Raw genomic sequence first — 26,020 nt, 5'->3', positions numbered from 1 at the left:
CCTCATGTCCCTGGACCACCGTCTGCCCGCCGAGCTGGAAGAACTCCGGCGCACCGTCGAGGCGTTCGCACACGACGTCGTCGCCCCGAAGATCGGCGAGTACTACGAGCAGCATGCGTTCCCGTACGAGATCGTGCAGGAGATGGGCCGGATGGGCCTGTTCGGCCTGCCGTTCGCCGAGGAGTACGGCGGGATGGGCGGCGACTACCTCGCGCTCGGCATCGCCCTGGAGGAGCTGGCCCGGGTCGACTCCTCGGTGGCCATCACCCTGGAGGCCGGCGTCTCGCTGGGCGCCATGCCGCTCTACCACTTCGGCACCGAGGAGCAGAAGCGCGAGTGGCTGCCCAAGCTGTGCAGCGGTGAGGTGCTCGGCGCCTTCGGCCTGACCGAGCCGGACGGCGGTTCGGACGCCGGCGCGACCCGCACCACCGCGGTGCGGGACGGCGACGACTGGGTGATCAACGGCAGCAAGTGCTTCATCACCAACTCGGGTACGGACATCACCGGTCTGGTCACGGTCACCGCCGTCACCGGCCGCAAGGACGACGGCAGCCCGCTGATCTCCTCGATCATCGTGCCGTCCGGCACCCCCGGCTTCACGGTCGGCGCCCCGTACTCCAAGGTCGGCTGGAGCGCCTCCGACACCCGCGAGCTGTCCTTCTCCGACGTCCGGGTCCCGGTCGGCAACCTCCTGGGCGAGGAGGGCCGCGGGTACGCCCAGTTCCTGCGGATCCTCGACGAGGGCCGGATCGCCATCGCGGCGCTGGCCACCGGCCTGGCGCAGGGCTGTGTGGACGAGTCGGTGCGCTACTCCAAGGAGCGGCACGCCTTCGGCCGCGCCATCGGCACCAACCAGGCCATCCAGTTCAAGATCGCCGACATGGAGATGCGCGCCCACACCTCCCGGCTGGCCTGGCGCGATGCCGCGTCCCGGCTGGTGCACGGCGAGCCCTTCAAGAAGGAGGCCGCGCTCGCCAAGCTCTACTCCTCCGAGAGCGCGGTGGACAACGCCCGCGAGGCCACCCAGATCCACGGCGGGTACGGCTTCATGAACGAGTACCCGGTCGCCCGGATGTGGCGGGACGCCAAGATCCTGGAGATCGGCGAGGGCACCAGCGAGGTCCAGCGGATGCTGATCGCCCGGGAGCTGGGCGTCGGCGCCTGACCCGGCGTCCCAGCCGGCCGGCCCCTGCCACCCCGGGGCCGGCCGGCGCGCCGGGGAGCGGCGCCCGCTGCTCGCGAGCCGGGCCGGGCGCCGTCGGACGCCCGGCCGGCCCGGTCCCTCACCTCGCGGGCCAGGGCACCTCCGGAGAGCGGTAGTAGTTCATGCCCAGCGCGTCCCAGCGCGGCCCCTGGGCGGCCAGCCGCACCTTGTAGTCGTCCCAGTCGTGGGTGCGGGCCGGGGACCAGCCCAGCTCCGCGATGCCGGGCAGCCGCGGGAAGGCCATGTACTCGATGTGGGCGGAGGTGGAGAGGGTCTCCGACCACAGGGGCGCCTCGACGCCGAGGACGGAGCCCGCGGGCGCCCCGTCGAGGTAGCTGCCCGGGTCCCAGTCGTAGGACCGCTGGACGCCCACGTAGCCGGCCCAGTTCAGGCCCAGCGGCGTGTTCCTGTCGTACTTCATGTCGAGGTAGGCGCGGTCGGCGGGCGAGAGGATCAGCCTGGTGCCGTTCCTGGCGGCGTCGGCGACCTGGGTGCGCTCCGCCGTGCCGGTCTTGTCGTAGCCCCAGTACTGGGCGACGGCGCCCTTCGCCGGGTGCGCGCCGGTCAGCTGGTGCCAGCCGATCACGCTCTTGCCGTACTTCGCGACCACCGGCTGCACCTTGTCCATGAAGGTCACGTAGTCGTCATGGCTGGTGGAGTGCGCCTCGTCGCCGCCGATGTGCAGCGCCCGGCCGGGGGTCATCGCCGCCAGCTCGCGCAGGACGTCGTCCACGAAGTCGTACGTCTCCTCCTTGGGGACGCACAGCGAGCTGAAGCCGACGTTGGTGCCGGTGTAGAGCGGCGGTGCCTGGCCGTTGCAGTTGAGCGGGGCGTAGGAGGCCAGCGCCGCGTTGGTGTGGCCCGGCATGTCGATCTCGGGCACGACGGTCAGGTAGCGGGCGGCGGCGTAGCGGACGATCTCGCGGTAGTCGTCCTTGGTGTAGTGGCCGCCGGGGCCGCCGCCGACCTGGGTGGAGCCCCCGTAGGTCGCGAGCCGCGGCCAGGACGCGAGGGCGATCCGCCAGCCCTGGTCGTCGGAGAGGTGCAGATGCAGCTTGTTGATCTTGTACAGGGCGAGCTGGTCGATGTACCGCTTGACCTGCGCGACGGTGAAGAAGTGCCGGGAGACGTCCAGCATCGCCCCGCGGTAGGCGTAGCGCGGGGAGTCGGTGATGGTGCCCCCGGCGATCCGCCAGGGCCCGCGTACGGCGCGCTCGTGCTCCACGCCGGCCGGCAGCAGCTGGCGCAGGGTCTGGACGCCGTGGAAGAGGCCGGCCGGGCGGGCGGCGCTGAGGGTGACCCCGCGGCCGCCGGAGGTCAGCCGGTAGCCCTCGCGGCCCAGGTCCCCGGTGCCGCTGCCGCCGAGGCGCAGGACGATGCCGTCCCGGCCGTCCTTGGTGGTCACCGGGAGGCCGAAGCCGGTGGCGGGCCGCAGCAGCCCCGCCAGATAGCCGGCCACGCCCCGGGCCTCGGCGGAGCCGCCGGGCACCCGGATGCGGGTGCCCTCGCCGAGGGTGTACGCGTCCCCCGTGCTGCGCACGGACGCCGGCGCGGGGATCACCTGGTCCAGTGGAGTGGCGGCCCGGGAGGCGGCGCCGGCGGCCCCCGGTGGCGGTACGGCGGCGGTTCCCAGCCCCGCCGCCGCGACCAGCAGCAGCGAGAACAGCAGTCTGCGGCGTCTCATCGACGCTCCCTTCGGCGAACCTCGTACAGGACGACGTGCATGGCATGGAGCGACCGAACGGTGACCATGCGTACCGTGAGCCTCGATTCCGGTCAAGGTTCCGACCACTTTCCGGCCGCCAAATCGGGGACGTGCCCGATAGCGGGCAGATTTCTTGCGATTCCGCTCCGCGCCCCGCAATATCGACGGGTGCTCGAACGCCGTAACCGCAGCGCTGACGCGCCGCACGAAGACCTGGTGGACCACCTGGTGCGCAGCACACCGCTGCAGCGCGGTGAGGCCACCCGGGTGGTGCTCGATGTGCTGTCGTACTTCGACGAGACGACGGAGGAGTTCGTCCGCCGGCGCCACCGGGAGCTGCAGTCCCAGGGACTGCGCAACGAGGAGATCTTCGAACGGATCCGCCACGAGATGCCGCACCGCGCCGTGGCCCCGCCCGATCTCTCGTCCCGCCAACTGCGCCGCCTCGTCTACGGCTGACGGCCACGCCCGGGACGCCGGGCGGCACGGACATTGCCACAACTGCCACAACGTTCTTCTCGGAGGGTCACTTTCATGTGCGGGATCGTCGGCTATATCGGCAAACGCGATGTTGCTCCGCTGCTTCTGGAGGGCCTGCAGCGCCTGGAGTACCGGGGCTACGACTCCGCGGGCATCGCCATCCACGCCAAGGGCACCGGCAAGGCCGCGGGCGGCCTGAAGACGGCCAAGGCCAAGGGCCGGGTCCGTGAGCTGGAGTCGCGGCTGCCGAAGCGCTTCGCGGGCTCCACCGGCATCGCGCACACCCGCTGGGCCACCCATGGCGCGCCCACCGACGAGAACGCCCACCCGCACCTCGACACCGAGGGCAAGGTCGCCGTCGTCCACAACGGCATCATCGACAACGCCGCCGACCTGCGCACCCGCCTGACCGCCGAGGGCGTCGTCTTCGCCTCCGAGACGGACACCGAGGTGCTCGCCCACCTGATCGGCCGTTCCACGGCCGAGAAGCTGGAGGAGCGGGTCCGCGAGGCGCTGCGCCACATCGAGGGCACCTACGGCATCGCCGTGCTGCACGCCGACTTCCCCGACCGCATCGTGGTCGCCCGCAACGGCTCCCCGGTCGTCCTCGGCATCGGCGAGCACGAGATGTTCGTCTCCTCGGACGTCGCCGCGCTGGTCTCGCACACCCGCCAGGTCGTCACCCTCGACGACGGCGAGATGGCCACCCTCAAGGCCGACGACTACCGCACGTACACGACCGAGGGCTCGCGGACCACGTCCGCCCCGGAGACCGTCGAGTACGCGGCCGAGTCCTACGACCTGGGCGGCCACGACACGTACATGCACAAGGAGATCTCCGAGCAGGCCGACGCGGTGGACCGCGCCCTGCGCGGCCGGATCGACGACCGCTTCTCCACCGTGCACCTCGGCGGCCTCAACCTCGACGCCCGCGAGGCGCGCGGCGTGCGCCGGGTGAAGATCCTCGGCTGCGGCACCTCGTACCACGCGGGCCAGATCGGCGCGCAGATGATCGAGGAGCTGGCCCGGATCCCCTCGGACGCCGAGCCGGCCTCCGAGTTCCGCTACCGCAACCCGGTCGTGGACCCCGACACCCTCTACGTGGCGGTCTCCCAGTCCGGTGAGACCTACGACGTGCTGGCGGCCGTCCAGGAGCTCAAGCGCAAGGGCGCCCGGGTGCTGGGCCTGGTCAACGTGGTCGGCTCGGCGATCGCCCGGGAGACCGACGGCGGCATCTACGTCCACGCCGGCCCCGAGGTCTGCGTGGTCTCCACCAAGTGCTTCACCAACATGGTGGTCTCCTTCGCGCTGCTCGCCCTGCACCTCGGCCGCATCCGTGACCTGTCGGTCGCGGACGGCAAGCGGATCATCGAGGGCCTGCGCAAGCTGCCCGGCCAGATCGACGAGATCCTCAAGGGCGAGGAAGAGATCAAGAAGCTGTCGGCCGCCTACGCGGACGCCAAGTCGATGATGTTCATCGGCCGGGTGCGCGGCTACCCGGTGGCCCGCGAGGCCTCCCTGAAGCTCAAGGAGGTCTCCTACATCCACGCCGAGGCCTACCCGGCCTCCGAGCTCAAGCACGGCCCGCTGGCCCTGATCGAGCCCGCGATGCCGACCGTGGCGATCGTCCCGGACGACGACCTGCTGGAGAAGAACCGCGCCGCCCTGGAGGAGATCAAGGCCCGCAGCGGCCGCATCCTGGCCGTCGCGCACCAGGAGCAGGAGAAGGCCGACCACACCATCGTCGTGCCGAAGAACGAGCCCGAGCTGGACCCGATCCTGATGGGCATTCCGCTGCAACTGCTCGCCTACCACACGGCGCTGGCCCTGGGCCGGGACATCGACAAGCCCCGCAACCTCGCCAAGTCCGTGACGGTGGAATAAGCACCCGGGGGAAGTACGGCGGTCCCCCGTCCCACCGGAGCGGCGATTGCCCGGCCCCCACGGCGCTCGACCAGCTCCGCGAAAGCGGCGCCGGTTCAGGCGAAGAAGGGGTGGGCCGCGGCTCCGCGGGCGTGCCACCATACGCGCGCGGAGCCGCTGCCTCCCCTTTGCCGGCGTCGCCCATACGCCGGCGGGATGCCGCCGCCCCGGGAACCGTCACTTCCCGGCCGGCAGCACGAAGTTGCCGTGCGCGCGGCCGCCGGGCCCGTGATGCGGCGCGCCCACGTGACCGTTTTCTACCCCTCGCCGGCGCACAATTCACCTGCGCACGCGGGCAGAAATGCGGCTGCGCACAATCCTCATGACGCCCCCTCAACTGTGCGCAAGCCGCGGAGAATTGATCACGTCGGGAGGCGCGGGGGGACGCGCGGCACCGCGCGGACGCGGCGCGCGGCGGGACGGCGCACGACGGGGCGAGGCGGCGGCGCGCGACGGGCGCGTCAGGGAATCACGATCACCGGGCGCTGCGCCCGGCGGGCGAGCCGGCCGGCCACCGAGCCGAAGATCCGGCCGACGATGCCGTGGGTGGAGCCGACCACGATCGCGTCGGCCTCGTACTCCCGGCCGACCTCCTCCAGCTCGTGGCAGATGTCGCCGCCGCGCTCGACCAGGATCCAGGGGACCTCGGTGAGGTGATCGGCGCAGGCCAGCTCCAAGCCGAGCACTTCGGTGCGGTGATCGGGCACGTCCACGAAGACCGGCGGCTCACAGCCCGCCCAGACGGTCGTCGGCAGCCGGTTGGCCACATGGACGATGATCAACCCGGAGCCGAGCCGCCGGGCCATACCGATTGCATACGCCAACGCCCGCTCGCTCGACATGGATCCGTCGAAGCCGACCACGACGCCGTGCCGGAACGCGGGGTCGCAGGAATGGCGTGTCTTTTCCGCCGCTTCGAGGTCAGCCATCGGATCGGCGACCTGCTTGCGGTCCGCGGGTTCGGGAATTTCGTGACCGGCCATTGGTGTCTCGGCGAGGGCGTCCTCTTGCGGAGGGGCGAACGGGGAACAGCGATTGACTTGATCCGGCAGTTGACTGAGCTGGCTCGATCGAGGCGCGGGAGCCATAGTTCAAAGAGGAACGATACGACTGGGAATCATCTTCCCAACCCGATACCCCAAGAGTACGGCGCCACTCCCCCGCTGCCCAGAGCCCGCCGCGGACGCGGAGCGCCCGCGCGAGGTGGGTGGGGCCTCGAACGTTCCCCGGAGCATGCCGGAGCGTGGCGCGGATGGCAATGCCCCGGCCTGCCCCCGTACGTACCCCTCACGGTGACCCATGATCGTCGGCGGCGTTGTAGTAGCAGCCCGTCCGAGGGGAGCACGTGGTGCCGATGCCGTCCGACAGATCACCCGACCCAGTGAGCGATGTCATGCGCTGGGGCGCCTTCAGTTGCGCCCTGGTACCCCTCGTACTGATCATCAGCGGTGTTTCCTGGGCCGGAGCGGCCGGCACCGCCGCCGGTCTGGCCGCGGTGGCCTGTGCCTGCCGCGCGCTGCTGCGGCAATCCGAACGGACCGCGGCCCGGATCCGGGTGCGCGAGACCGGAAGACACCGGGACAGAAGCGCCTATCTGGGCCCGACGGCGCACGAGGGCGGTCGGCACTCCGAAGGGCGTACGCCGGTCGACTGAGGCGCTTGCAAGTCTGCGCGCGACCGTTTTCAGCCAACTTCCGGCCGAGGTCAGTACCTTGCCTTGAGTACCCCTCAACCCTGGTGTGAGCAGGGAGGAAAGGACCGCTGGGCATGGTTGTGCCCTACTGCGAACGGGCAGAGCCGAGACGCGTACTTCCCATGTAGGCCCGACGAGTGGAACGCTTCGTGATCGAATGCTTCGCGCCAAGTTGCCATATCGACATACCAGCGGGTGGTGAACTTGGCACTCCATCCTCACGGAACACAGTAGATTCGATCTTGGTAGTAACGGCGGGGGAACTGTGCAGGACCGAGAGGGCGAGACGACCGAGGGGGGCTTAAGTGCCATGAGCCAGGACTCCGCTGCCGTACCAGATGCCGCACGCAAGCTCGCCGCCCGACGACGCCGCGAAATAGTCGCGGTGCTCCTCTTCAGCGGCGGCCCCATTTTCGAGAGCTCCATTCCGCTCTCGGTCTTCGGCATCGACCGACAGGACGCAGGCGTTCCGCGGTACCGGCTGCTTGTGTGCGCGGGCGAAGATGCGCCTTTGCGCACGACCGGGGGGCTGGAACTGTCAGCCCCCTACGGGCTGGAGGCGATCTCCCGTGCCGGGACGGTCGTCGTGCCGGCCTGGCGCTCCATCACCCAGGCGCCGCCGCCCGCGGCGCTCGACGCGCTGCGCCGCGCGCATGAAGAAGGGGCCAGAATCGTCGGGTTGTGCACGGGGGCGTTCGTCCTCGCCGCGGCCGGACTGCTCGACGGCCGCCCGGCCACGACCCATTGGATGTACGCGCCGACGCTCGCCAAGCGTTATCCGTCCGTCCATGTGGATCCCCGCGAGCTCTTCGTCGACGACGGCGATGTGCTCACGTCCGCGGGAACCGCGGCCGGCATCGACCTGTGTCTGCACATCGTGCGCACCGACCACGGCGCGGACGCCGCGAACGCGCTGGCCCGCCGGCTCGTCGTGCCGCCCCGGCGCACCGCCTCGGACATGGGACACCAGCGCTACCTCGACAGGTCATTACCTGAAGAGATCGGCGCCGACCCCCTGGCCGAGGTCGTCGCCTGGGCACTGGAGCACCTCCACGAGCAGTTCGACGTGGAGACGCTCGCCGCGCGTGCCTATATGAGCCGGCGCACCTTCGACCGGCGCTTCAGGTCCCTGACGGGGAGCGCTCCGCTGCAGTGGCTGATCACCCAGCGGGTGCTGCAGGCCCAGCGGCTGCTGGAGACCTCCGACTACTCGGTGGACGAGGTCGCGGGGCGCTGCGGCTTCCGCTCACCGGTCGCCCTGCGCGGCCACTTCCGCAGGCAGCTGGGCGCCTCGCCCGCCGCCTACCGGGCGGCCTACCGCGCACGGCGACCGCAGAACGGGGCGGCCGAACCCGTGCTCAGACCGGAGCGTGCCGAGCGCGCCGACCGGCCGGAGCGCGAGCGGGCGACCCTGGGCGCGGGAGCGGAGCGGTTCTCCGCCGCGGCGATGGCCGGCCACGGCCTGGGATCCGCCGAAGCGGGCGAAGCGGGCAAACCGCAGTCGGACGTCTACGCCGCCCGGCTGCCCGAATCCCCGGTGGGGAGGGGAGCGGTCCGCCCCGTGCTGCCCGGACAGCGCGAACGCCCCGTAGGGTGAGATGTATGAACGATCGCATGGTGTGGATCGACTGCGAGATGACCGGGCTCTCGCTGGCGAACGACGCGCTCATCGAGGTGGCCGCACTGGTCACCGACTCGGAGCTGAATGTGCTGGGCGACGGGGTGGATGTGGTGATCCGCCCCCCGGCCGAGGCGCTCGGCACCATGCCCGAGGTGGTGCGCCAGATGCACACCGCCTCCGGCCTGCTGGCGGAGCTGGACGGCGGGACGACGCTGGAGGCGGCCGAGGCACAGGTGCTTGCGTACATCAAGCAGCATGTGCCGGAGCCGCGGAAGGCGCCGCTGTGCGGCAACTCCGTCGGCACCGACCGCGGCTTCCTGCTGCGGGACATGCCGACGCTGGAGGACTACCTCCACTACCGGATCGTCGATGTCTCGTCCGTGAAGGAGCTGGCCCGGCGCTGGTATCCGCGGGCCTACTTCAACAGCCCGGACAAGAACGGCAACCACCGGGCGCTGGCGGACATCCGCGAATCCATCGCGGAACTGCGCTACTACCGGGAGGCGGTCTTCGTGCCGCAGCCCGGCCCCGACTCGGACACCGCGAAGGCCATCGCCGCCAAGCACGTCCTTCCTGCTGAGCCGCAGTCCACGCCGTAGCAGGGCACAGGGCGCGTGTCGTGCACGTCCCGGCGGGTCCGCCGTGACGCGCACGACACGCCCTCGGCCCCGGGACACGAAACCTGGGCGCGAGCACCCCTTCGGACCCTGTACACTTTTTCTCAGCCGGTGGGGAAAAAGAACCACACAGCACCGGTCATGGTGGGTATAGCTCAGCTGGTAGAGCACCTGGTTGTGGTCCAGGATGTCGCGGGTTCAAGTCCCGTTACTCACCCCACATCAAGGCCCCCGACCTCAGGTCGGGGGCCTTGGCGTTTGTGCGGGCGGGAGCGCGGGCGGGCGAGGAGCCCGGGGTCGCGGCTCGGTCGCCGACGGTGAAGGGTCTGCCGGCGGGGCGGAGCGCGCGTGATCTGCAGCAGGGATTCCGGTGGTCCCTCCGCGTCCGGCCCGCGGGGTCGTCCGGGGGCCGCAGCGAGCCGGTGCCGGCGACGAAGATCAGCCTGGTGCCGTACCGCCGAGGGCACGCAGTCCGGCGACGGGGGGCTCGGCGGCCGCCCGGACCGTGGCGGTCTGCCTCGGCCGGTCACCGTCAGCTGCCGCCGACCGCGGTGGCCGGGACGTCGCGCCCCTTGGCCGCGACGGCGACGGAGACGGGCACCGGGGAGAGGACGTCGCCGGTGGTCACGGCCGGGCCGGGGAGGGGCCGCGGTGATCTTCGCGGCTGTGGTGATCCTCGCGGGTGGCGGACGACCGTGGTGGCCTGGAGGCCGGCCCGAGGGCACGGTGGAGCGCCGGCGGCTTCCACGCCGGGAAGGGCGGTGGGAGATCCCGGGGTGGCGCGGGGCCGGTGCGGGCCGGAATGCGGCGCGCGGCGGAGGACGACGGCGGGGCGCAGCGGTGGGGGGATCCGCTGCGCCCCGCCTGGGGCGGACGGCGCGGTTGGGGGGCCGGGCCGTCGGTGGGGGTCAGCCGGTGTAGGCGCCGAAGGCCTTGGTGAAGGCGAGCGGGCGCTGCTCGACGGAGCTGCAGGTCGGCTGGGCGGAGGTGCCGGCGCCGCCCGGGCAGGCCTGGTCGCGGGTGGCGGACCACATCGACAGCCAGGCCAGGTGCTTGCCCTTGGCGAACTTCACCAGCTGGGTGGCGTCGTCGGCCTTGAAGACCTCGTTCTGGACGTCGTTGACGCCGATCATCGGGGTCACGGCCACGGTCTTCCAGGCGGCCGCGTCGCTCAGGCCGAGGGCCTTCTTCAGCTGGCCCTGGGTGGCGGTGGCGGCCTGGATGGCGTAGGTGCCCATGTCGCCGCTGTAGGAGGAGCCGTAGTCCATCGCCATGATGTTGACGGCGGAGATCTTGACACCGTTCTTCTTGGCGTCGGCGACCAGGTTCACCCCGTCCTGGGTCAGGCCCTCGGGCATGACCGGCAGGGTGAAGGAGACGTCCAGGCCGGGGTGCTTCTTCTGGAGCTGGGTGATGGCCTGGGCGCGGCGGGTGTTGGCCGCGGTGTCGGGCAGGGCGCCGCCCTCGATGTCGAAGTCGACCTTGGTGAGCTTGAACTGGTCGATGACCTTGCCGTACGCGGTGGCCAGCTCGCCCGCGGAGCCGCAGGCCAGGCCGAGCTCGGAGCCGGTGGCGCCGCCGAAGGAGACCCGGACGTCGCCGCCGGCCTTGCGCAGGGCGGGTATCTGCCGGGCCACCGGGTCGCTGCCGAGCTCGCCGGCGCCGCCCCACTTGGGGGTGCAGCCGCCGCCGGAGGTGACGAACGCCAGGTTGAAGTTCTTCACCCCGGTCTTGCGGGCGGTGCCGGCCAGGTCGTGGGCGGGGGCGAGCGAGGTGTCGACGTACGGGGCGAAGCCGGCGGCGGCCCTGGGGGCGGCCTGACCGGTGCCGGTGGTCCGCGGTGCCTTGGCGGCCAGGGCGGATCCGGCGACGGCGAAGGCGCCGCCGGCCGCGACCACGGCGGCCGCGCCGCTCACGATCAGCTTGGTGGTGCGGCTCTTGCGCCGGCGGTGTGCCGAGGAACTCATCTCGTGCCTGCCTGTCGTCACATGGGGGGCGGGGGGTGCACCGTGGTGCGTCCCGCACGCTAGCGACAGGGAAACGGACAAATGTCGGTAATGGTGCGGAGGTTGGTGGACTTATGAACGCCTTAAGGAAGCGGAAGGGAGTGGTTAAGAGCCAGGGGCACATGCCCGGTCGGCGGCGGGTTCGGGACCCATAGGTCGGCGGGTTCGGGACCCGGAGGCCGGCGGGTTCGGGACCCGGAGGCCGGCGGGTTCAGGAGCCGGTGGGCGCGGTCCGCCGGCGCCGGCCGCCGAGCGTGCGGCGCAGCCGGTGGCCGCGGCGGGCGCCGGGGGCGCGCCGGCCGTCCAGCGCCAGCCAGACCCGCACCTCGGTGCCGCCCAGGACGGAGCGGCCGATGCGCACATCGCCACCGGTGGACTCGGCCAGCCGCCGCACGATGTCCAGCCCGAGGCCGGTGGAGCCGTCCCCACCGCCGCCGTGCCCGCGGCGCAGCGCCGCGTCCGGGTCGGCGATGCCGCCGCCGGCGTCCGAGACCAGCACGATCACCGCGTCCTCCGCGTTGTGGACGTCGACCGCGAAGGCGGTGCCCTCGGGGGTGTGGCGGAAGACGTTGCCGAGCATCGCGTCCAGGGCGGCGGCGAGTTCGGGCCGGCCGACGGGGACGCGTACGGGGCGGTCCGCGCCGGCGGTGCGCACGGTGCGGCCCTCGTCCTCGGCGAGCGCCGACCAGAAGCCCATCCGCTCGCGGATCACCTCGGCGGCGTCGCAGCCGGCCGCGGCGGCCGCCTGCCGGGACTGGGCCTTCTGTTCGCGGGCGGTGCGGATGATCTGGTCGACCTCGCGCTCCAGTTGCGCGACGGCGGCCCGGGTCTGCTCGGCGGCCGGGGTGTCGCCGAGGGAGGCCGCGTTGAGCCGGAGCACGGTCAGCGGGGTGCGCAGCCGGTGCGAGAGGTCGGCGGCCAGTTCCCGTTCGTTGGCCAGCAGTTGGACGACCTGGTCGGCCATGGAGTTGAAGGCGCTGGCCGCGGACCGCAGTTCCTTGGGGCCGTCCTCCGGGACGCGGACGCCGAGCCTGCCCTTGCCGAGGTCGTGGGCGGCGCCGGCCAGCCGCTTGGCGGGCCGCACCATCCGGGTGCCCAGCCGGTCGGCCACCGCCACCGAGCCGATGACCAGCGCGAGGCCGACGCCGGCGAGCACCACCCAGGAGGTGGCGACGCCGTTGGTGAGCGCCGCGTCGGGGACGAAGACCTCGACGACGGCGATGCCGGAGGCGACGGCGGTCGGCTGGAGGAGCGAGGAGCCGCCGCGCACCGGGGAGATGGAGGCCCGGCCGAGCTTCGCGGCGGCCTCGACGTCGCGCTGCGCGGCCCGCCGGGAGCCGATCTCGGCGGGCTTGCCGTCCTTGCCGCTCGCCGGGACATGGACGCCGATCCGGCCGCCGCGGCCGGTCTCGGCGCTGGCGACGGCGCGCTCCAGCTGGGTGCGGTCGGTGGTGATGGCGAGGACCGGGCCGATGGTGGCGGCCTGCCGTTCGGCGCTTCCGTAGGCGCGGTCGCGGGCCAGCTCCTTGACGACCAGTCCGAGGGGGACGGCGAACGCGACCACGACCATGGTGGTGACCGCCAGCGCCACCTTGACCAGGGCCCATCTCACGGTGTCTGACCCTTTGCCGCTCCGCCCGCGAGGCGCACAAGTGCGGCCTTCTCCCCCGGCGCCCCAAGGGCCCGGGAGGGGCCCCCGGTCCGCTGCGGCCCGGCGCCCTCGCGCGCTCCCCCGGCTGCCGCCGGGAGGTGCCCCCGGCTCACTGCGGCGGCTCCAGCTTCACGCCGACGCCCCGCAGGGTGTGCAGGTACCGGGGCCGGGCCGCGGTCTCGCCCAGCTTGCGGCGCAGCCAGGACAGGTGGACGTCGATGGTCTGGTCGTCGCCGTAGGACTGCTGCCAGACCTCGGCGAGGAGTTCCCGGCGCGGGACGACCTCGCCGGGGCGCCCGGCGAGGAAGGCCAGCAGGTCGAATTCCCTGCGGGTCAGATCGAGTGCGGTGCCGTCGAGTTCGGCCTGCCGGCGCAGCGGGTCGATGGACAGGCCGCCGACCCGTATCACTCGTGAGGGCGGCTTTGCGCCGGCCGCGGTGGCCCGGGAGCGGCGCAGTACGGCCGACATCCGGGCCGAGAGGTGCTCGACGGAGAACGGCTTGGTGAGGTAGTCGTCCGCGCCGTCGTTCAACAGCCGGACGATTTCCGCCTCGTCGTCCCGGGCGGTGGCGATGATCACAGGGACGTCGGTGATGCCGCGGAGCATCTTCAGCGCCTCGCCCCCGTCCAGGTCGGGCAGGCCGAGGTCGAGGATGACGACGTCGAAGCCGACGTGCGCCACCTCGCGGAGCGCCTCCAGCGCGGTACCCACGCTGCGCACCGTGTGGGCGGCCTCGGTCAGATGCCGGATCAGAGCCGAGCGTACGAACTGGTCGTCCTCGACGACGAGCACACGTGCCATGGGCGGCACCGTACGCCATTCGGGCGGGGTTCCCCGTCCGAGGTTGACGTCCGGGCGGCGCACTCCGGCGTACGCGACGGGCTGCAACAGGGCGGTCGGGTGGTGCAGTATGAGCCGGATGCAACGAGGACTGGTTCATGCGGCGGCCTGGACGCTGGCGACCGGCGCCGCGGTCACCCTGTCGTGGTTCGGGGTGCACACCGTGCTGTCCGGCACGGCGTACGACGCGCCGCGCGCACTGCCGCTCTCCGGCCGGATGGCGTCCTCGACGACGGGGGACGACGCCGCCGCGGCACCGCGCGTCTCCTCCACCCACCGCCCCAAGCCGTCCCGTTCGCCCGACCGCGGCCCGGTGCCCGACAAGGGCACGCCGTCGCCCCGGGCCACCCCGTCCCACAGCGGCGCCCCCCGGTCGCGCCACCCCGGCGGCTCCTCGCCGGGCAGCTCCGCGCCGGCCGCCGACGGCCGCGTCAAGAGCTACGCCACGGCGGGCGGGCGGGTGGTCTTCGACATGGGCAGCCGGGCGGCCGAGTTGGTGTCGGCGACGCCGAACTCGGGCTGGGAGATGCAGGTGTGGAAGCAGGACGGGTGGATCCGGGTCGACTTCTCCGGCGGTGCCGCCCACACGTCCGTGTTCTGCACCTGGAACGGGCATCCGCCGACGGTGGAGACCACGGACCACGGGACGTAGCGCCGCACCCGCCGCGGCGCACGGCCGGGCGGCACGACGGCCCGATCGCCCGGCGTCCAGGCGTCCCTGCGCCCCGGCACCCGGCGCCCGGCACCCGGCGTCAGTCGAAGACCGCGGCCGGCGGGGCGGGCGAGGCGAGGGCCGTGAGGTCGGTGACCGGGGCCGCGCCGCCGGTGAAGTCCAGCAGCGCCCGGCCGTGTTCGACCCGCCCGGCCTGCGGATCGGTGGCCGCCCGCCGGGTGAGTTCGGCGACCGGCAGCGACCCCTCGGCGGCGAGCAGCACGGCGTTGCCGAAGCGCTTGCCGCGCAGGACGGCGGGGTCGGCGGTCAGGCACAGCTCGGCAAAGACCGTACGGGCCGTGGCGATCTGGCCGCGCAGGAACCGCAGCGGCGGCCCGTCCGCGAGGTTCGCCGCGTAGAACCCGCCGGGCCGCAGCGCCCGGTGCGCCTCCGTCAGGAACTCGGTGCTGGTCAGGTGTGCGGGCGTGCGGGCGCCGCCGAAGACATCGGCGATGACCAGGTCCGCCCAGCCGTCCGGGACCTTCGCCAGGCCGGCCCGGGCGTCGCCGCCGCGCACCCGTATCCGCCAGCCGCTGTCCCACGGCAGCCGGCGGCGCACGAGGTGGACGAGCGGGGCGTCGATCTCCACCACCTGCTGGGTGGACCGCGGGCGGGTGGCCGCGACATAGCGGGCCAGGGTCAGGGCGCCGCCGCCGAGATGGACGACGCGCAGCGGTTTGCCCGGGGATCCCGCGAGGTCGGCGATGTGTCCCAGCCGCCGCTGGTAGGAGAAGTCGAGATACGACGGCTCGTCGAGGTCCACATGGGACTGCGGGGCACCGTCGATCAGCAGCGTCCAGCCGCGCGGCCGGTCGCGGTCGGGCCGCAGCTCGGCGAGCCCGCCGTCCACCGTCTCGGTGACGGGTTCCGGTCCGCCGCGCCCGCGTCTGCTCTTCGCCATGCACCCCAGTATGACCCCTGCCCGGCAGGCCGTATCCGCTGGTCAGCGGGGTAGGAACGACCGGCTGCGGGGCGGGTGGGCGCCGGGCGGCAGAGTGGCGGACCACCCGCGACCGAGGCCGGGGCGATCCGCCGACTGCACTGTGCGACCCATGCCGGCCCGACATCCCTGGCGGACCGGCGCCGGGTCATCGGTTGACGCAGATGTTCCCGAAAGCCGGGTTCAACAGGGCGGCGACGTTGAGGCTGTTGCCGCACAGGTTGATCGGGATGTTGATCGGGACCTGGATGTTGTTGCCGCTCAGGATGCCCGGGGAGCCCGCGGCGAAGCCCGCCGCGTTGGCACCGCTCCGGTGGGCGAAGAGATTGCGATGGTCGTTACGGTAACGATCGTGGTCGTGGTGACGACCGTTACGGCCATGGTGGCCGTCCCCGCTGGCCGAGGCGACGCCTGCGCCACTTAGCACGATGGCGCAGCCGACCGCAGCCGTTGCGGCGGTCTTGGTAAACCGATTCATCCCATTCTCCTTTCAGTGTGTGAATGGGGCAACCGGTCACAACGAGCGAAATGAGTCAGGGGTGCGGACGTTCCCTCGTCCGGGAAAATCTTAGCCCTTCTGGCAGAAACTCCGGTGGCGCCGGCGGAGCCGGTATTCCATGGCGCGGAATCCCCGAGGGGGTCCGGCGTGCCTGCCGCGGATTCCAACATGATTTCTGTCAGAGTGTTCTCCAGTTTGACTGATTGAAGTCGGAGAGGAAGACATGCCGAAGTCGCTGGACCGCACCGCGCGCGGCGCCGTATGCGCAGTGGCCTCCTTGGCATTGTCCGCCGCCCTGTCTTCGGCGTCGGCCGCACCGGCACCCGGGGAATCCACCCGAATTCCTTTCACCGAGCGCTATCACGTGACCCAGCACGGCGGTATCGCCCGGGCGGCCAACTCCGCGATCGCCTGCACCACAGCGGGACGCCGCGCGGCCGGACCGTGCCCGGCCGCCCAGCAGAGCGGCGCCGGCCGGAAGAGCCCGTACCGGACGGCGTTCGCCGATGTCGACTCCGACGCCCGCACCGGCAACTCCAGCACCGCGCGGCTGCGCCTCCCGGCCGGCTCCCGGGTGAGCTACGCCCGGCTGTACTGGGGCGGCAACCTGCGGGGCAGCACGCACAAGCGGGCCAGGGACAACGGGCGGGTGCTGCTCGCCGGGCCCGGCGGCCACTACAAGGAGGTGCTCGCCGACACACCGACCGGCCGTCGCACCACCTCGTCGGCCGACGGCTTCCAGGCGTCGGCGGACGTCACCGACCTGGTGCGGAAAAGCGGCGCCGGCTCCTACACCGTGGGCCGGATCAATGTCGCGAAGGGTGGTTCCCCGGCCGGCACCTGGGGCGGCTGGACGCTGGTGGCCGCGTACGAGAACAGCAGGCAGCCGCTGCGCAGAATCGTCCTGTGGGACGGATTCCAGCCGCTCGGACCCGGCCATCGCAGTTTTTCTGTTCGGCTGAACGGATTGAATATCCCGGCGCATTCGCATGGCCGGGCCGGTGTCGTGGCATACGACGCCGACCGCGGCCGCGGAAAGGATGCGCTCTCCGTCCGGGCGGGCCGGCACCCTGCGCACAGGGTGCACGATGCCGCGAATCCGGCGCGGGACGTGATGAACTCGACGATCACCGAATTCGGCCGGCAGACGAAGCGGCTGCCCGCCCACCGCAACACCCTCGGATTCGATTCCGACGTATTCGACATCACGCCCGCGCTGCGGCCCGGCGGCGACCGGCTCACCTTCCGCTTCACCACCAGCAATCCGGGATATCTGCTCGGCGCGCTCTTCCTGCAGACCAATACCAGGCACTGAACGGCGCGCCCCCGGCAATTCCCGCAGAGTTCTGTCCGCCCGGTCATCAGGGGAGCAGTACGTGCTGCCGCAAGACCTGCAGTGCCCAGAGCGGCCAACGGTTCTCCATGTCTCCCGGCCCGTCGACGGCGGGGTCGCCCGGGTCGTCACCGACCTGGTGCGGTGCCACGCGGCGGCGGGCGTGCGGTCCGTGGTCGCCGCGCCGCCCGGTGGCACGCTGCACCGCGACGCCGCGGCGGCGGGCGCCGACGTGGTCCCCTGGCCGGCCCGCCCGTCCCCGGGCCCGGCGCTCGCCGTCGAGACCGGACGGCTGGCCCGGCTGATCCGCCGGGTCGGCCCGCACCTCGTCCACACCCACGGCGGCAGGGCCGGGTTCGCCGCCCGCCTGGCCGTCCGGGGCCGTATCCCGACGGTCCATCAGCCGCACTCCTGGCCCTTCGAGGGACCCGGCGGGACGCCGGCGCGGCCGGTGCTCGGCTGGGAGCGGTACGCCGCGCGCTGGGCGGACCGGGTGCTGTGCGCGAGCGGGGCGGAGCGGCTGCGGGGGTCCGAAGCGGGGGTGCCGGCCCGGTGGGCGGTGATCCCCCACGGGGTGGACCTGGACCGCTGCGCGCCCGCGTACCGCGAGGACGCGGTGCGGCGTGCGCTCCGCCGTGACCTGCCCGCCCTCGGTGATCTGCCGCCGGACGCGCCCCTGGTGGTGTGCGTGGGGCGGCTGTGCCCGCGAAAGGGCCAGCTCTCGCTGCTGCGGGCGTGGCCGGCGGTCGCCGCCGCCGTCCCCGGCGCCCGGCTGGTCCTGGTCGGCGACGGCCCGGACCGCGAGCTGCTGCACGCCGCCGCACCGCCCGGAGTGCGGTTCGCGGGTGCGGCGCGCGACGCCGTCCCCTGGTACCGGGCGGCAGATCTGGTCGTCCTCCCCTCCCGCGGGGAGGGCAGGGCGCTGGCCCCTCTGGAGGCGATGGCCTGCGGCCGGCCCGTGGTGGTCACCGACGTCGGCGGGGCCGGGGAGTGCCTGCCGCCCGGCGCGGCGCCGCACTGCCTGGTGCCGCCCACGGACCCGGCCGCCCTGGCCCGGGCCGTCTGCGGTCTGCTGACCCGCCCCGGGCTGCGCGCGACGCTGGGCCACCGGGCGCTGGAGCACATGCGGGCGGCGTACGACGTGCGGGACACCGCGGCCGCCGTCCTCGGGCTGTACCGCGAACTGCTCGGTGCGGCCGTCCCGGAGAGCGCGGTCCGCCCGGAGAGCCGGGAGCGGGTCGGCCGATGACGACGGAGCGCGCGGACGCGCCGCCTCGTGCCGGGGCCCTCCCCCCGTCGGCCCTGCCCCGGCCGGCCGCCGCCGTCCGGCCGCCCCGCGGGCCGGGCCGCGCCACTCTGCCCCCGCCCCGGCCCGGCCGCGGCGCACGGCGGCGGACCGTCGCCCCGCTGCTCGCCGCCGACTGCCTGGCCACCGCGGGCACCGCACTCCTGGTCCCCGGCACGGGGACGGCACCGGCCGCGACCGCCGCCGTGGTGCTGGGCGTGCTGCTGCTCCACGCCCGGGCCGGCCTCTACCGTCCCGGCCCCGCCCCGAGCGTGCCGAACGACCTGCCGGCGCTGCTGGCCCGGTCCGCCGTCTGCTGGTGCGCGGTGGCCGCGGTGCTCGCCGCGCTCCATCCCGGGCGGGCGCTGCCGCCGGCCGTACTGGGGGGCGCGGTGGCGGCACACACCCTGCTGGTCTGCGCCGGCCGGGCCACCGTCCACCGGGCGCGCCGCAACGCCGCCCGCCGCGGACCGCGCGCCACTCTGATCGTCGGCACCGACCCGGCCGCCCGGCGGCTGGCCGCGGTGCTGCACGCCCACCCCGAGTACGGCCTGCGCCCGGTCGGCATCGTCGCTCCGGCGCCGCCCGGCGGGTCCGATGCGCTGCCCCCGGCCCGCGGGGGTCTGCCGCGGCTCACCTCCGCGCGGGACATCACCCGCGCCGTCATCCAGCACACCGTGCGGGACGCCGTGTTCACGCTGCCGCCGTACGCCGACCCGCACACCGCCGCGCTGCTGCGCCGCTTCGTCGACCAGGGTTCGGCGATCTGGCTGGCCGGCCCGGCGGCCGCCCGCGAGGGCCGCACCCCGTACGCGGACACCGGCCGGTGGGGCGGCTTCGCCTGCCGGCGGCTGGACACCTCCCCGCCGCGGCACGGCGGCCCGGCAAAGCGGGTGCTGGACCTGGCGCTGGCCGGCCCGGCGCTGGTGCTCGCGGCCCCGCTGCTGCTGGGCTGGGCGCTGGCGCTGCGGCTCGCCGACGGGCCCGGCGTGCTCGTCCGCGAGCAACGCACCGGCCGCGGCGGGCGCCCCTTCACCCTGCTGACGTTCCGGACCCGGCGCCCGGGCGACGCGCCCGAGGCGGCGTCGTCGGGCGTGGCGGACGACGGCCGGACGGGCCGGGCCGGCAGGCTGCTGCGGCGCACCGCGCCGGCCGGACTGCCCCGGCTGTGGAACGTGCTGCGCGGTGAGATGAGCCTGGTCGGGCCGTGCCCGGAGCGCCCCTCCTGCGTCGAGCGCTGCACCCGGGCCCACCCGGAGTACGGCGCCCGGCACCGGATGCGGCCGGGCCTCACGGGACTCGCGCAGGTGCACGGGCTGCACGGCGGCACCGCCGTCGAGGACCGGGCCCGCTTCGACAACCTCTACATCGACAGCTGGTCGCTGTGGCAGGACGTCAGGATCCTGCTGCGCACCGCGGCCCCGCCGGTGCGGCGGGAGCGCGGATGAGCGCGGGCGCACCGGCCCTCGCGCGGGCGCTGCCCGTGGACGAGACCACGACCCCGGCCGCTACTTCAGGAGGCATCCGGTGAAGGTACTGCACGTCATCACGGACCTCGACGTGGGCGGCGCCGAGCAGCAGCTGCGGTTGCTGCTGCGCCGGCTGCCCGCCCACTGCGAGGTCGTCACCCTGACCCGTCCGGGCCCGGTCGCCGCGGGCATCGAGGCCGACGGCATCCCCGTCACCCACCTCGGCATGACCGGCGACCGGGACCTGACCGCGCTCCCCCGCCTCGCCGGACTGATCCGCGGCGGCGGCTACGACCTGGTGCACACCCATCTCTACCGGGCCTGCGTCTACGGCCGGATCGCCGCCCGGATGGCCGGCGTACGGGCCGTGGTGGCCACCGAGCACTCGCTCGGCGACGCCGTCATCGAGGGACGCCGGCTGACCCGTGGCGTCCGCACGCTCTACCGGGCCACCGAACGGCTGGGGACGGCGACGGTCGCCGTCTCGGACACCGTCGCCGCCCGGCTGCGCCGCTGGGGCGTGCCGGAGCAGCGGATCCATGTGGTGCCCAATGGCATCGAAGCGCGCCGTTTCGCCTTCGACCCGGCCGCCCGTGCCCTGGTCCGCACCCGGCTGGGGCTGCCGCTGGACGCGTTCGTGATCGGCGGCGCCGGCCGGCTGGTGCCCGGCAAGCGGTTCGACGTCCTGGTCCGCGCGGTGACCCAGCTTCCGGGCGTGCACCTGCTGTTGGCGGGAGCGGGGCCGGAGCGGGAGACGCTGCGGCGGATGGCGGAGCAGTTCGGCTCGGGCGACCGGATCCATCTGCTGGGCGAGCGCGACGGCGCGGTCGAGGCCGCGTTCGACGGGCGGAGCGCCGGCGGCTGGGGAGCCGGCGGACGAGCGGCCGGCGGACGGGCGGCGGAGGGGCAGGGAGCCGACGGCCCCGACATCCCCGGCCTGCTCTCGGCCATCGACGTCTTCGTCTCGCCCTCCCCGGACGAGGCGTTCGGGCTGGCCGTCCTGGAGGCCCTCGGGTCCGGGCTGCACGTGCTCCACGGCAGCTGCCCGGCGGTCGACGAACTGCCCGCCGACCAGGCCCCCGGTGCCCGCCGCTTCAGCCTCGGCGTCCATGAACTCGGCACCGCCCTGCGGGAGTTGCGGCGCCAGGGGCCGGGCCGGCTGCCGGTCCCGCCGGTGGTGCGGCGCTACGACATCGGCCGCAGCGCCGAGGCCCTGATGGCCGTGTACGAACGGGCGCTGGCCGGCGCCCCGGCACGGCGCCGGACGCCCGTGGCGGCGCCCCCGCAGCAGGGCCGGGCCGCGGCGTTCCCCGCGGCGGCGGTCTCGCTGCCGGACCCGTCCCGGTCGCCCGACCCGACCCCGCTCCCGAACCGGTAGGCACCGCCGTGGCCGCCGGCCGCCCCGCGCTGTCCGGCCGACGGCCGCCGGGCAGGCAGGTGCGGACGGCGCGGACGGCACCCCGGCGGGGCCGCGACCGCGGGTGCCGCCCGCCCCCCGTGCCGCCGGTGCGGCCGGCCGCGGGCACGAGGCGACCGGCCAACGAGCGGGCCCGGCGCGGGCGCCCCGGCCGCGGTGCCCGCCGGCCGCCGGCTCCGCAGGGCCCCGCGGTCCGGCGCACCGGTCCCCGACAGCCCTCCGCCCCGCACGAACAGAAAGAGCAGGGACCTTCCATGTACGACCTCGTGGTGGTGGGCGCCGGCCCCTACGGACTCTCGGTCGCCGCCCATGCGGCGGCGGCCGGGCTGCGGCTGCGGGTCCTGGGCCGGCCGATGGCCACGTGGCGCGACCACATGCCCGACGGCATGCTCCTCACCTCCGGGTCCCGGTCGTCCCGCCTCTCCGCCCCGGACGGCGGCCACACCCTGGCCGACTACCGCGCCGCCCACGACCCGGCCGCCGGGCACGGCACCCCGCTGCCCCTCGCCACCTTCACCGCGTACGGCAGATGGTTCGGGGAACGGGCGGTGCCGCAGGTCGAGGAGGTCACCGTCACCGCCGTGCGCCCGGACGGCGACGGCTTCCGCGTCGAGACGGACACCGGGGAGCGGATCACGACCCGGACCGTGGCGCTCGCCGTCGGCGCGATGCCGTTCGCCAACCGTCCCTGGCCGCTGCTCGAACTGCCCCCGCACCTCGCCTCGCACAGCAGCGACCACCGCGAGCTGCGCCGCTTCTCCGGCAAGCACCTCACCGTGCTCGGTTCCGGTCAGTCCGCGCTGGAGACCGCGGCCCTGCTCGCCGAACAGGGCGCCCGGCCCCGCCTCGTGGCCCGCGCCGACCGGCTGCGCTGGGCCTCCCCGCCGCAGCCGCCGGAGCGCGGCGGCCCGCCCTTCGGGCCGGGCACCGGCCGGCTGGGCCGGCTGTGGTGGCGGGCGCCGTGGGCGGTGCGCCACCTGCCCCCGGCGACCCGGGTGCGCCTCGCCGAGACCGCGCCGGGCCCGGCCGGCGCCTGGTGGCTGCGGGAGCGCTTCGAGCAGGCGGTGCCGGTGCTGCTGAACCACCGGATCCGGGCGGCGGTCCCGCGGGGCGACGGGGTGCGGCTCCACCTCACCCATACGGACGGCCGGACGGACACCCTGGACACCGAGCACGTGGTGGCGGCCACCGGATACCGCCCCGACCTCGGGCGGCTGCGGCTGCTCGCCCCGCAGGTGCGCAGCGCGCTGCGGACGGTGGGCGGCAGCCGGCTGCCGGAACTGAGCGCCGGATTCGAGTCGTCCTGGCCGGGCCTGTTCTTCGCGGGGCCGCTGACCGCCGCGTCCTTCGGCCCGGCGATGCGCTTCGTGCACGGCGCGGACTTCACCGCGCCCCGCCTCCTGCGGGGCGTACAGCGCCGGCTCGGCGACCGGCGCGGCGCCACCACCATCCCCCGTCCGGCACGGGACGGCGCACCGGCCCCGCACGGGACGTAGGGCCCGGGCGACCCGGCCCGCGGGGGCCGTCCGGCACCGGCCGGGCGGCCCCCGCGCCGCTCACTGGCAGCGGTCGACGGCCTCGATGGTGCGGGCCGCCTCGCCGAGCGCCGCGCGCAGCACGGCCGGGTCGGTGGCGGCGGCGCCCGCACCCTCCGGGGGCACCAGCCAGCCGGTGCCGGTCACCGGGGGCTCCGCCGCGGCCCCTTCACCGCACAGCGCGCCCAGCGCGATGCCCCGCCCGGAGGTCTGGGTACACGCGCTGCCCGGCACGTCCCAGCCCGCCGCCGTGCCCGCGGGCACCAGGAAGCCGAGGGTGTCGCAGGCGCCGTCGTGCAGGACGGGGCCGACCCCGTCCCGCAGCCGGAGGATGTCGACGGCCTCCAGCCCCTGCCGGGCGGGCACCGTCACGAGGTCGCACGACTGCGCCAAAACGGCCGGTGCCCCGTCTGCGACGGCCTGGCCCGCGGACCCGTTGCCGCCCCTGCTCACGCCGGTCTCCCACACGGAGAACCCCTCCTCCTGCACGCACCAGACCCTTTACACCGTCTTCAACGGTCAGGCGTGTCAACAGCTACGGCGGCGTAACGCTGCAAAGGATGGCAGTTCATGGCAGATCGCGCGCGAGATATCCGGTTTGTGGCCAAACTCTCCGTATCGGAGCCATCACAGCCGGTACGGTCAACCCGCCGCACCGCCAGGAGGCGGCAACGCCACCTGATGGCACGGAGAGGGCACGGAGAGGGTCCGCCATGGCGTCGCCAGCAGCAAGTTCAGCGTCGTCCCGCACCGTACCCGCCCGTCCGAACCTCGCTTTCCGACAGCTGCGCGGCCGGCTGTCACCGGGCGAGTTCGCGGCGGCGGTCCGACGGTCCGCCCGTGAGATCGGCGAGCAGGTCTCGTGCGACGCCCGCTATGTGGGGCGCGTCGAGTCCGGGGAGATCCGGTGCCCGAACTACGCCTACGAGCGGGTGTTCCGGCACATGTTCCCGGGGTTGACGCTGCCCGACATGGGCTTCGCGCCGCGCGAGGCGGTACGCGGACGGGGGGCGCGTACGGCGGCGGTCAGCGCCGTACCCCTGGCAACCGACCCCGACCACCGCGATACCCGTATCCAGATCTGCGAGGAGAGCGACGTGCTGCGTCGCGCGTTCATCACCGGCGGCCCGGCAGCAGCCCTGGGCTTCGCCGCCCTGCACCCCATCGAGGCCGCTGCCGCCGTTTCCGCCCCCGTGCCGGGCCCCCGCGCGGCATCCGGCGGCCGCGTCGGCGCCGCCGAGGCCACCGCCGTCGAGGAGGCGGTCCGGCAGATCCGGCTGCTGGACGACCGGCACGGCGCGGAGGGCATCTACCACCGCGCCACCCAACCGCTGCGCGCCGCCTACGAACTGCTGGACGCGGGCGTCCGGCGCAGATCGGTGTCCGACCGGCTGCATGCGGGGGCGGGCGAACTCGCCATCACCGTCGGCTGGCTGGCCCACGATTCGGGACGCTTCGACGACGCCAGATCCCACTACGCCGAGGCGCTGGCCACCGCCCGGGTCTGCGGCGACGCCGCCCTGGAGGCCCACGCGTTCTGCAACACGGCCTTTCTCGCCCGCGACGCCGGGCGCCCGCGCGAGGCGGTGCGCGCCGCGCAGGCCGCGCAGCAGGCCGCCAAGCACCTGGCCTCGCCGCGCCTGCTGTCGCTGCTGGCCCTGCGCGAGGCGGGCGGCTGGGCCGGGCTGGCGGACCGCTCGGGCTGCGAGCAGGCGCTGGCGCGGGCGGAGCGGCTGTTCGCGGGCGGGCCGCGGGACAGCGACCCGGAGTGGATGACGTTCTACGGCGAGGCCGAACTGGCCGGCCTTCAGGCGCAGTGCTGGGCGGCCCTGGGCGAGGCGGGGCGCGCGGTGGAGCACGCGCGCTGGGCGGTGGCGCTGCAGGATCCCCACTTCAGCCGCAACATCGCCCTGTTCACCGCGGAGCTCGCCGGCGACCTCGCGGACAGCGGCGCCCCCGAGGAGGCCGCCGCGGCCGGGGACCGGGTGCTGACGCTGCTGACCCGGGTCCGCTCGGCACGGATCCGCACGATGCTCGACGACACCGCCCGTACGCTGCGCGCGCACCGCGACTGCGGGGCGGTGGCCGGCTTCCTGGAGCGGCACGCGGCCTCGGCCGCATCCGGGGACGGCGACGGTGACGGGGGCCGGGCCCCGGACGCCGCCCGCTGACGGCGCCCGGGCCGACGGGCCGCCCGGCCCGACGGGCCGTCAGGCGGCCCGCACGGCCCGGGCCCGGGAACCGGCCGTGTCCCTCAGCCCAGGTGCCCCGTGTCGTTCCACCGCTCGATCGCCGGCTCGCCGTAGGCCCAGCCGAGCACCGACAGGGAGGTCGGCTCCAGCCGGATGCGGGCGGCGAAGGAGATGTCCAGGCCCAGCCAGCGGGCGCCCAGGGCGCGCAGGATGTGGCCGTGCGCGAAGACCAGCGCATCGCGATCGGCCGACCGCGCCCAGCCGACGACCTCGTCGGCCCGCGCGGCGACCTCGGCGAGCGTCTCGCCCTCCGGCACGCCGTCGCGCCAGATGAGCCAGTCCGGCCGCCCCGACTTGATCTCGGCCGGCGTCAGGCCCTCGTACGCGCCGTAGTCGAACTCCATCAGCGCGTCCCACGGCCGGGCCCGGTCGCCGAAGCCGGCCAGCTCGCAGGTCTCCGCTGCGCGCACCAGGGGGCTGGTGCGGACCTCGACGCCCGGCAGGCCGTCCCAGGGGGCGTGGTGCAGCCGCTCGCCCAGCAGCTTGGCGCCGCGCCGGCCCTCGTCCAGCAGCGGGATGTCCGTACGGCCGGTGTGCCTGCCGGAGCGGGACCACTCGGTCTGCCCGTGCCTGGCCAGGAAGATGCGCGCTGCCATGGTCGTACCTCTCGCCGACTTCTCGGCTTGTCGTTGCTCGGTGCGGGCGGCGTCGACCGCGGGATTTCCATCATCGCGCACCGGGTCGATTTGTCCCCGGCCGGGGCGGCCGTCCTGCCGCCGACCAGCGGACTCGTACGGTCCGGGGCGGTCCGGCAGGGGCTGCCCCACGGCGTACGGGCGCCGTCGGGGAGCGGCCCGCGCGGACGGCCGGTCCGCGGGCGGTCGCCCCGCATGTCAG

General features: G+C 74.3%; 22 protein-coding genes and 1 tRNA gene. 14 read left to right on the top strand and 9 right to left on the bottom strand.

The annotated features are described in order from the left end of the window. The first annotated feature begins 4 nt into the window (after nt 1-4). Complete coding sequence (locus tag AB0411_RS14395; RefSeq protein WP_366417595.1) at nt 5-1,165, top strand: acyl-CoA dehydrogenase family protein; 1,161 nt, start codon at nt 5-7, stop codon at nt 1,163-1,165. 118 nt (nt 1,166-1,283) lie between these two features. Here AB0411_RS14395 and AB0411_RS14390 read toward each other — a convergent pair whose 3' ends face one another. Continuing rightward, nucleotides 1,284-2,888, bottom strand: coding sequence for a beta-N-acetylhexosaminidase (locus AB0411_RS14390; RefSeq protein ID WP_366417594.1), 1,605 nt, complete (start codon nt 2,886-2,888; stop codon nt 1,284-1,286). A 189-nt stretch (nt 2,889-3,077) separates the two neighbouring features. On the opposite strand from AB0411_RS14390, the gene AB0411_RS14385 reads away from it, so the two are divergent. Both AB0411_RS14385 and glmS read left to right on the top strand, forming a co-directional pair. Continuing rightward, a complete protein-coding gene (locus tag AB0411_RS14385; protein ID WP_366417593.1) occupies nt 3,078-3,368 on the top strand; it encodes a hypothetical protein in 291 nt (96 codons plus the stop codon). Between the two features lie 75 nt (nt 3,369-3,443). Continuing rightward, entirely contained in the window at nt 3,444-5,273 is a 1,830-nt protein-coding gene (gene glmS / locus AB0411_RS14380) for a glutamine--fructose-6-phosphate transaminase (isomerizing) (protein WP_366417592.1), read from the top strand. Nucleotides 5,274-5,773: 500 nt separating this feature from the next. Here the strand turns inward: glmS and AB0411_RS14375 are convergent, their stop codons facing one another. Next, nucleotides 5,774-6,295 carry a universal stress protein gene (locus tag AB0411_RS14375; RefSeq protein WP_018093093.1) on the bottom strand — a complete coding sequence of 174 codons (522 nt, stop codon included), beginning with the start codon at nt 6,293-6,295 and terminating at the stop codon, nt 5,774-5,776. Between the two features lie 398 nt (nt 6,296-6,693). On the opposite strand from AB0411_RS14375, the gene AB0411_RS14370 reads away from it, so the two are divergent. From AB0411_RS14370 to AB0411_RS14355, 4 genes are all read left to right on the top strand, one after another. After that, nucleotides 6,694-6,966: a hypothetical protein gene (locus tag AB0411_RS14370; RefSeq protein WP_366417590.1), complete on the top strand. Its 273-nt coding sequence runs from the start codon at nt 6,694-6,696 to the stop codon at nt 6,964-6,966. A gap of 349 nt (nt 6,967-7,315) precedes the next feature. After that, nucleotides 7,316-8,602 carry a GlxA family transcriptional regulator gene (locus tag AB0411_RS14365; RefSeq protein ID WP_366417589.1) on the top strand — a complete coding sequence of 429 codons (1,287 nt, stop codon included), beginning with the start codon at nt 7,316-7,318 and terminating at the stop codon, nt 8,600-8,602. A gap of 5 nt (nt 8,603-8,607) precedes the next feature. Beyond that, nucleotides 8,608-9,225: an oligoribonuclease gene (gene orn, locus AB0411_RS14360; RefSeq protein ID WP_366417588.1), complete on the top strand. Its 618-nt coding sequence runs from the start codon at nt 8,608-8,610 to the stop codon at nt 9,223-9,225. Nucleotides 9,226-9,387: 162 nt separating this feature from the next. Next, nucleotides 9,388-9,463, top strand: a tRNA-His gene (locus tag AB0411_RS14355). Between the two features lie 688 nt (nt 9,464-10,151). Here the strand turns inward: AB0411_RS14355 and AB0411_RS14350 are convergent. The 3 genes from AB0411_RS14350 to AB0411_RS14340 form a co-directional block, all read right to left on the bottom strand. After that, nucleotides 10,152-11,210, bottom strand: coding sequence for a chitinase (locus AB0411_RS14350; protein WP_403147537.1), 1,059 nt, complete (start codon nt 11,208-11,210; stop codon nt 10,152-10,154). Nucleotides 11,211-11,460: 250 nt separating this feature from the next. Further along, on the bottom strand, nt 11,461-12,861 hold the full coding sequence (locus tag AB0411_RS14345) for a sensor histidine kinase (protein WP_366417587.1): 1,401 nt from the start codon (nt 12,859-12,861) through the stop codon (nt 11,461-11,463). Between the two features lie 148 nt (nt 12,862-13,009). Continuing rightward, the gene (locus tag AB0411_RS14340) at nt 13,010-13,702 is read right to left on the bottom strand and encodes a response regulator transcription factor (protein ID WP_086717062.1); all 693 of its coding nucleotides are present in this window, start codon (nt 13,700-13,702) and stop codon (nt 13,010-13,012) included. Nucleotides 13,703-13,820: 118 nt separating this feature from the next. On the opposite strand from AB0411_RS14340, the gene AB0411_RS14335 reads away from it, so the two are divergent. Further along, nucleotides 13,821-14,393, top strand: coding sequence for a hypothetical protein (locus AB0411_RS14335; RefSeq protein ID WP_366417586.1), 573 nt, complete (start codon nt 13,821-13,823; stop codon nt 14,391-14,393). A 100-nt stretch (nt 14,394-14,493) separates the two neighbouring features. Here the strand turns inward: AB0411_RS14335 and AB0411_RS14330 are convergent, their stop codons facing one another. Beyond that, a complete protein-coding gene (locus AB0411_RS14330) occupies nt 14,494-15,354 on the bottom strand; it encodes a spermidine synthase (RefSeq protein ID WP_366417585.1) in 861 nt (286 codons plus the stop codon). A gap of 187 nt (nt 15,355-15,541) precedes the next feature. Continuing rightward, nucleotides 15,542-15,871 carry a chaplin gene (locus AB0411_RS14325; RefSeq protein ID WP_366417584.1) on the bottom strand — a complete coding sequence of 110 codons (330 nt, stop codon included), beginning with the start codon at nt 15,869-15,871 and terminating at the stop codon, nt 15,542-15,544. A 385-nt stretch (nt 15,872-16,256) separates the two neighbouring features. Here AB0411_RS14325 and AB0411_RS14320 point away from each other — a divergent pair, with 385 nt between their 5' ends. From AB0411_RS14320 to AB0411_RS14300, 5 genes are all read left to right on the top strand, one after another. Then, nucleotides 16,257-17,207 carry a hypothetical protein gene (locus AB0411_RS14320; protein ID WP_366417583.1) on the top strand — a complete coding sequence of 317 codons (951 nt, stop codon included), beginning with the start codon at nt 16,257-16,259 and terminating at the stop codon, nt 17,205-17,207. A 61-nt stretch (nt 17,208-17,268) separates the two neighbouring features. Continuing rightward, on the top strand, nt 17,269-18,474 hold the full coding sequence (locus AB0411_RS14315; RefSeq protein WP_366417582.1) for a glycosyltransferase family 4 protein: 1,206 nt from the start codon (nt 17,269-17,271) through the stop codon (nt 18,472-18,474). Beyond that, complete coding sequence (locus tag AB0411_RS14310) at nt 18,471-19,958, top strand: sugar transferase (RefSeq protein ID WP_366417581.1); 1,488 nt, start codon at nt 18,471-18,473, stop codon at nt 19,956-19,958. Before AB0411_RS14315 ends, AB0411_RS14310 begins: the two co-directional genes overlap by 4 nt. Nucleotides 19,959-20,037: 79 nt before the next feature. Then, nucleotides 20,038-21,357: a glycosyltransferase gene (locus AB0411_RS14305; protein WP_366417580.1), complete on the top strand. Its 1,320-nt coding sequence runs from the start codon at nt 20,038-20,040 to the stop codon at nt 21,355-21,357. A gap of 293 nt (nt 21,358-21,650) precedes the next feature. Next, on the top strand, nt 21,651-22,892 hold the full coding sequence (locus tag AB0411_RS14300; RefSeq protein WP_366417579.1) for an NAD(P)-binding domain-containing protein: 1,242 nt from the start codon (nt 21,651-21,653) through the stop codon (nt 22,890-22,892). A gap of 60 nt (nt 22,893-22,952) precedes the next feature. Here AB0411_RS14300 and AB0411_RS14295 read toward each other — a convergent pair whose 3' ends face one another. Beyond that, nucleotides 22,953-23,420, bottom strand: a complete 468-nt coding sequence (locus tag AB0411_RS14295; RefSeq protein ID WP_366417578.1) for a hypothetical protein — start codon at nt 23,418-23,420, stop codon at nt 22,953-22,955. Between the two features lie 224 nt (nt 23,421-23,644). Between AB0411_RS14295 and AB0411_RS14290 the strand changes: the two genes are divergently transcribed. After that, a complete protein-coding gene (locus tag AB0411_RS14290) occupies nt 23,645-25,102 on the top strand; it encodes a tetratricopeptide repeat protein (RefSeq protein WP_366417577.1) in 1,458 nt (485 codons plus the stop codon). 83 nt (nt 25,103-25,185) lie between these two features. Here AB0411_RS14290 and AB0411_RS14285 read toward each other — a convergent pair whose 3' ends face one another. Next, complete coding sequence (locus AB0411_RS14285) at nt 25,186-25,779, bottom strand: histidine phosphatase family protein (RefSeq protein ID WP_366417576.1); 594 nt, start codon at nt 25,777-25,779, stop codon at nt 25,186-25,188. Nucleotides 25,780-26,020 lie beyond the last annotated feature (241 nt).

It is taken from the genome of Streptomyces angustmyceticus (assembly GCF_040701845.1).
Classification (GTDB): Bacteria; Actinomycetota; Actinomycetes; order Streptomycetales; family Streptomycetaceae; genus Streptomyces; species Streptomyces angustmyceticus_A.
This window is presented reverse-complemented; position numbering and strand designations above follow the sequence as displayed.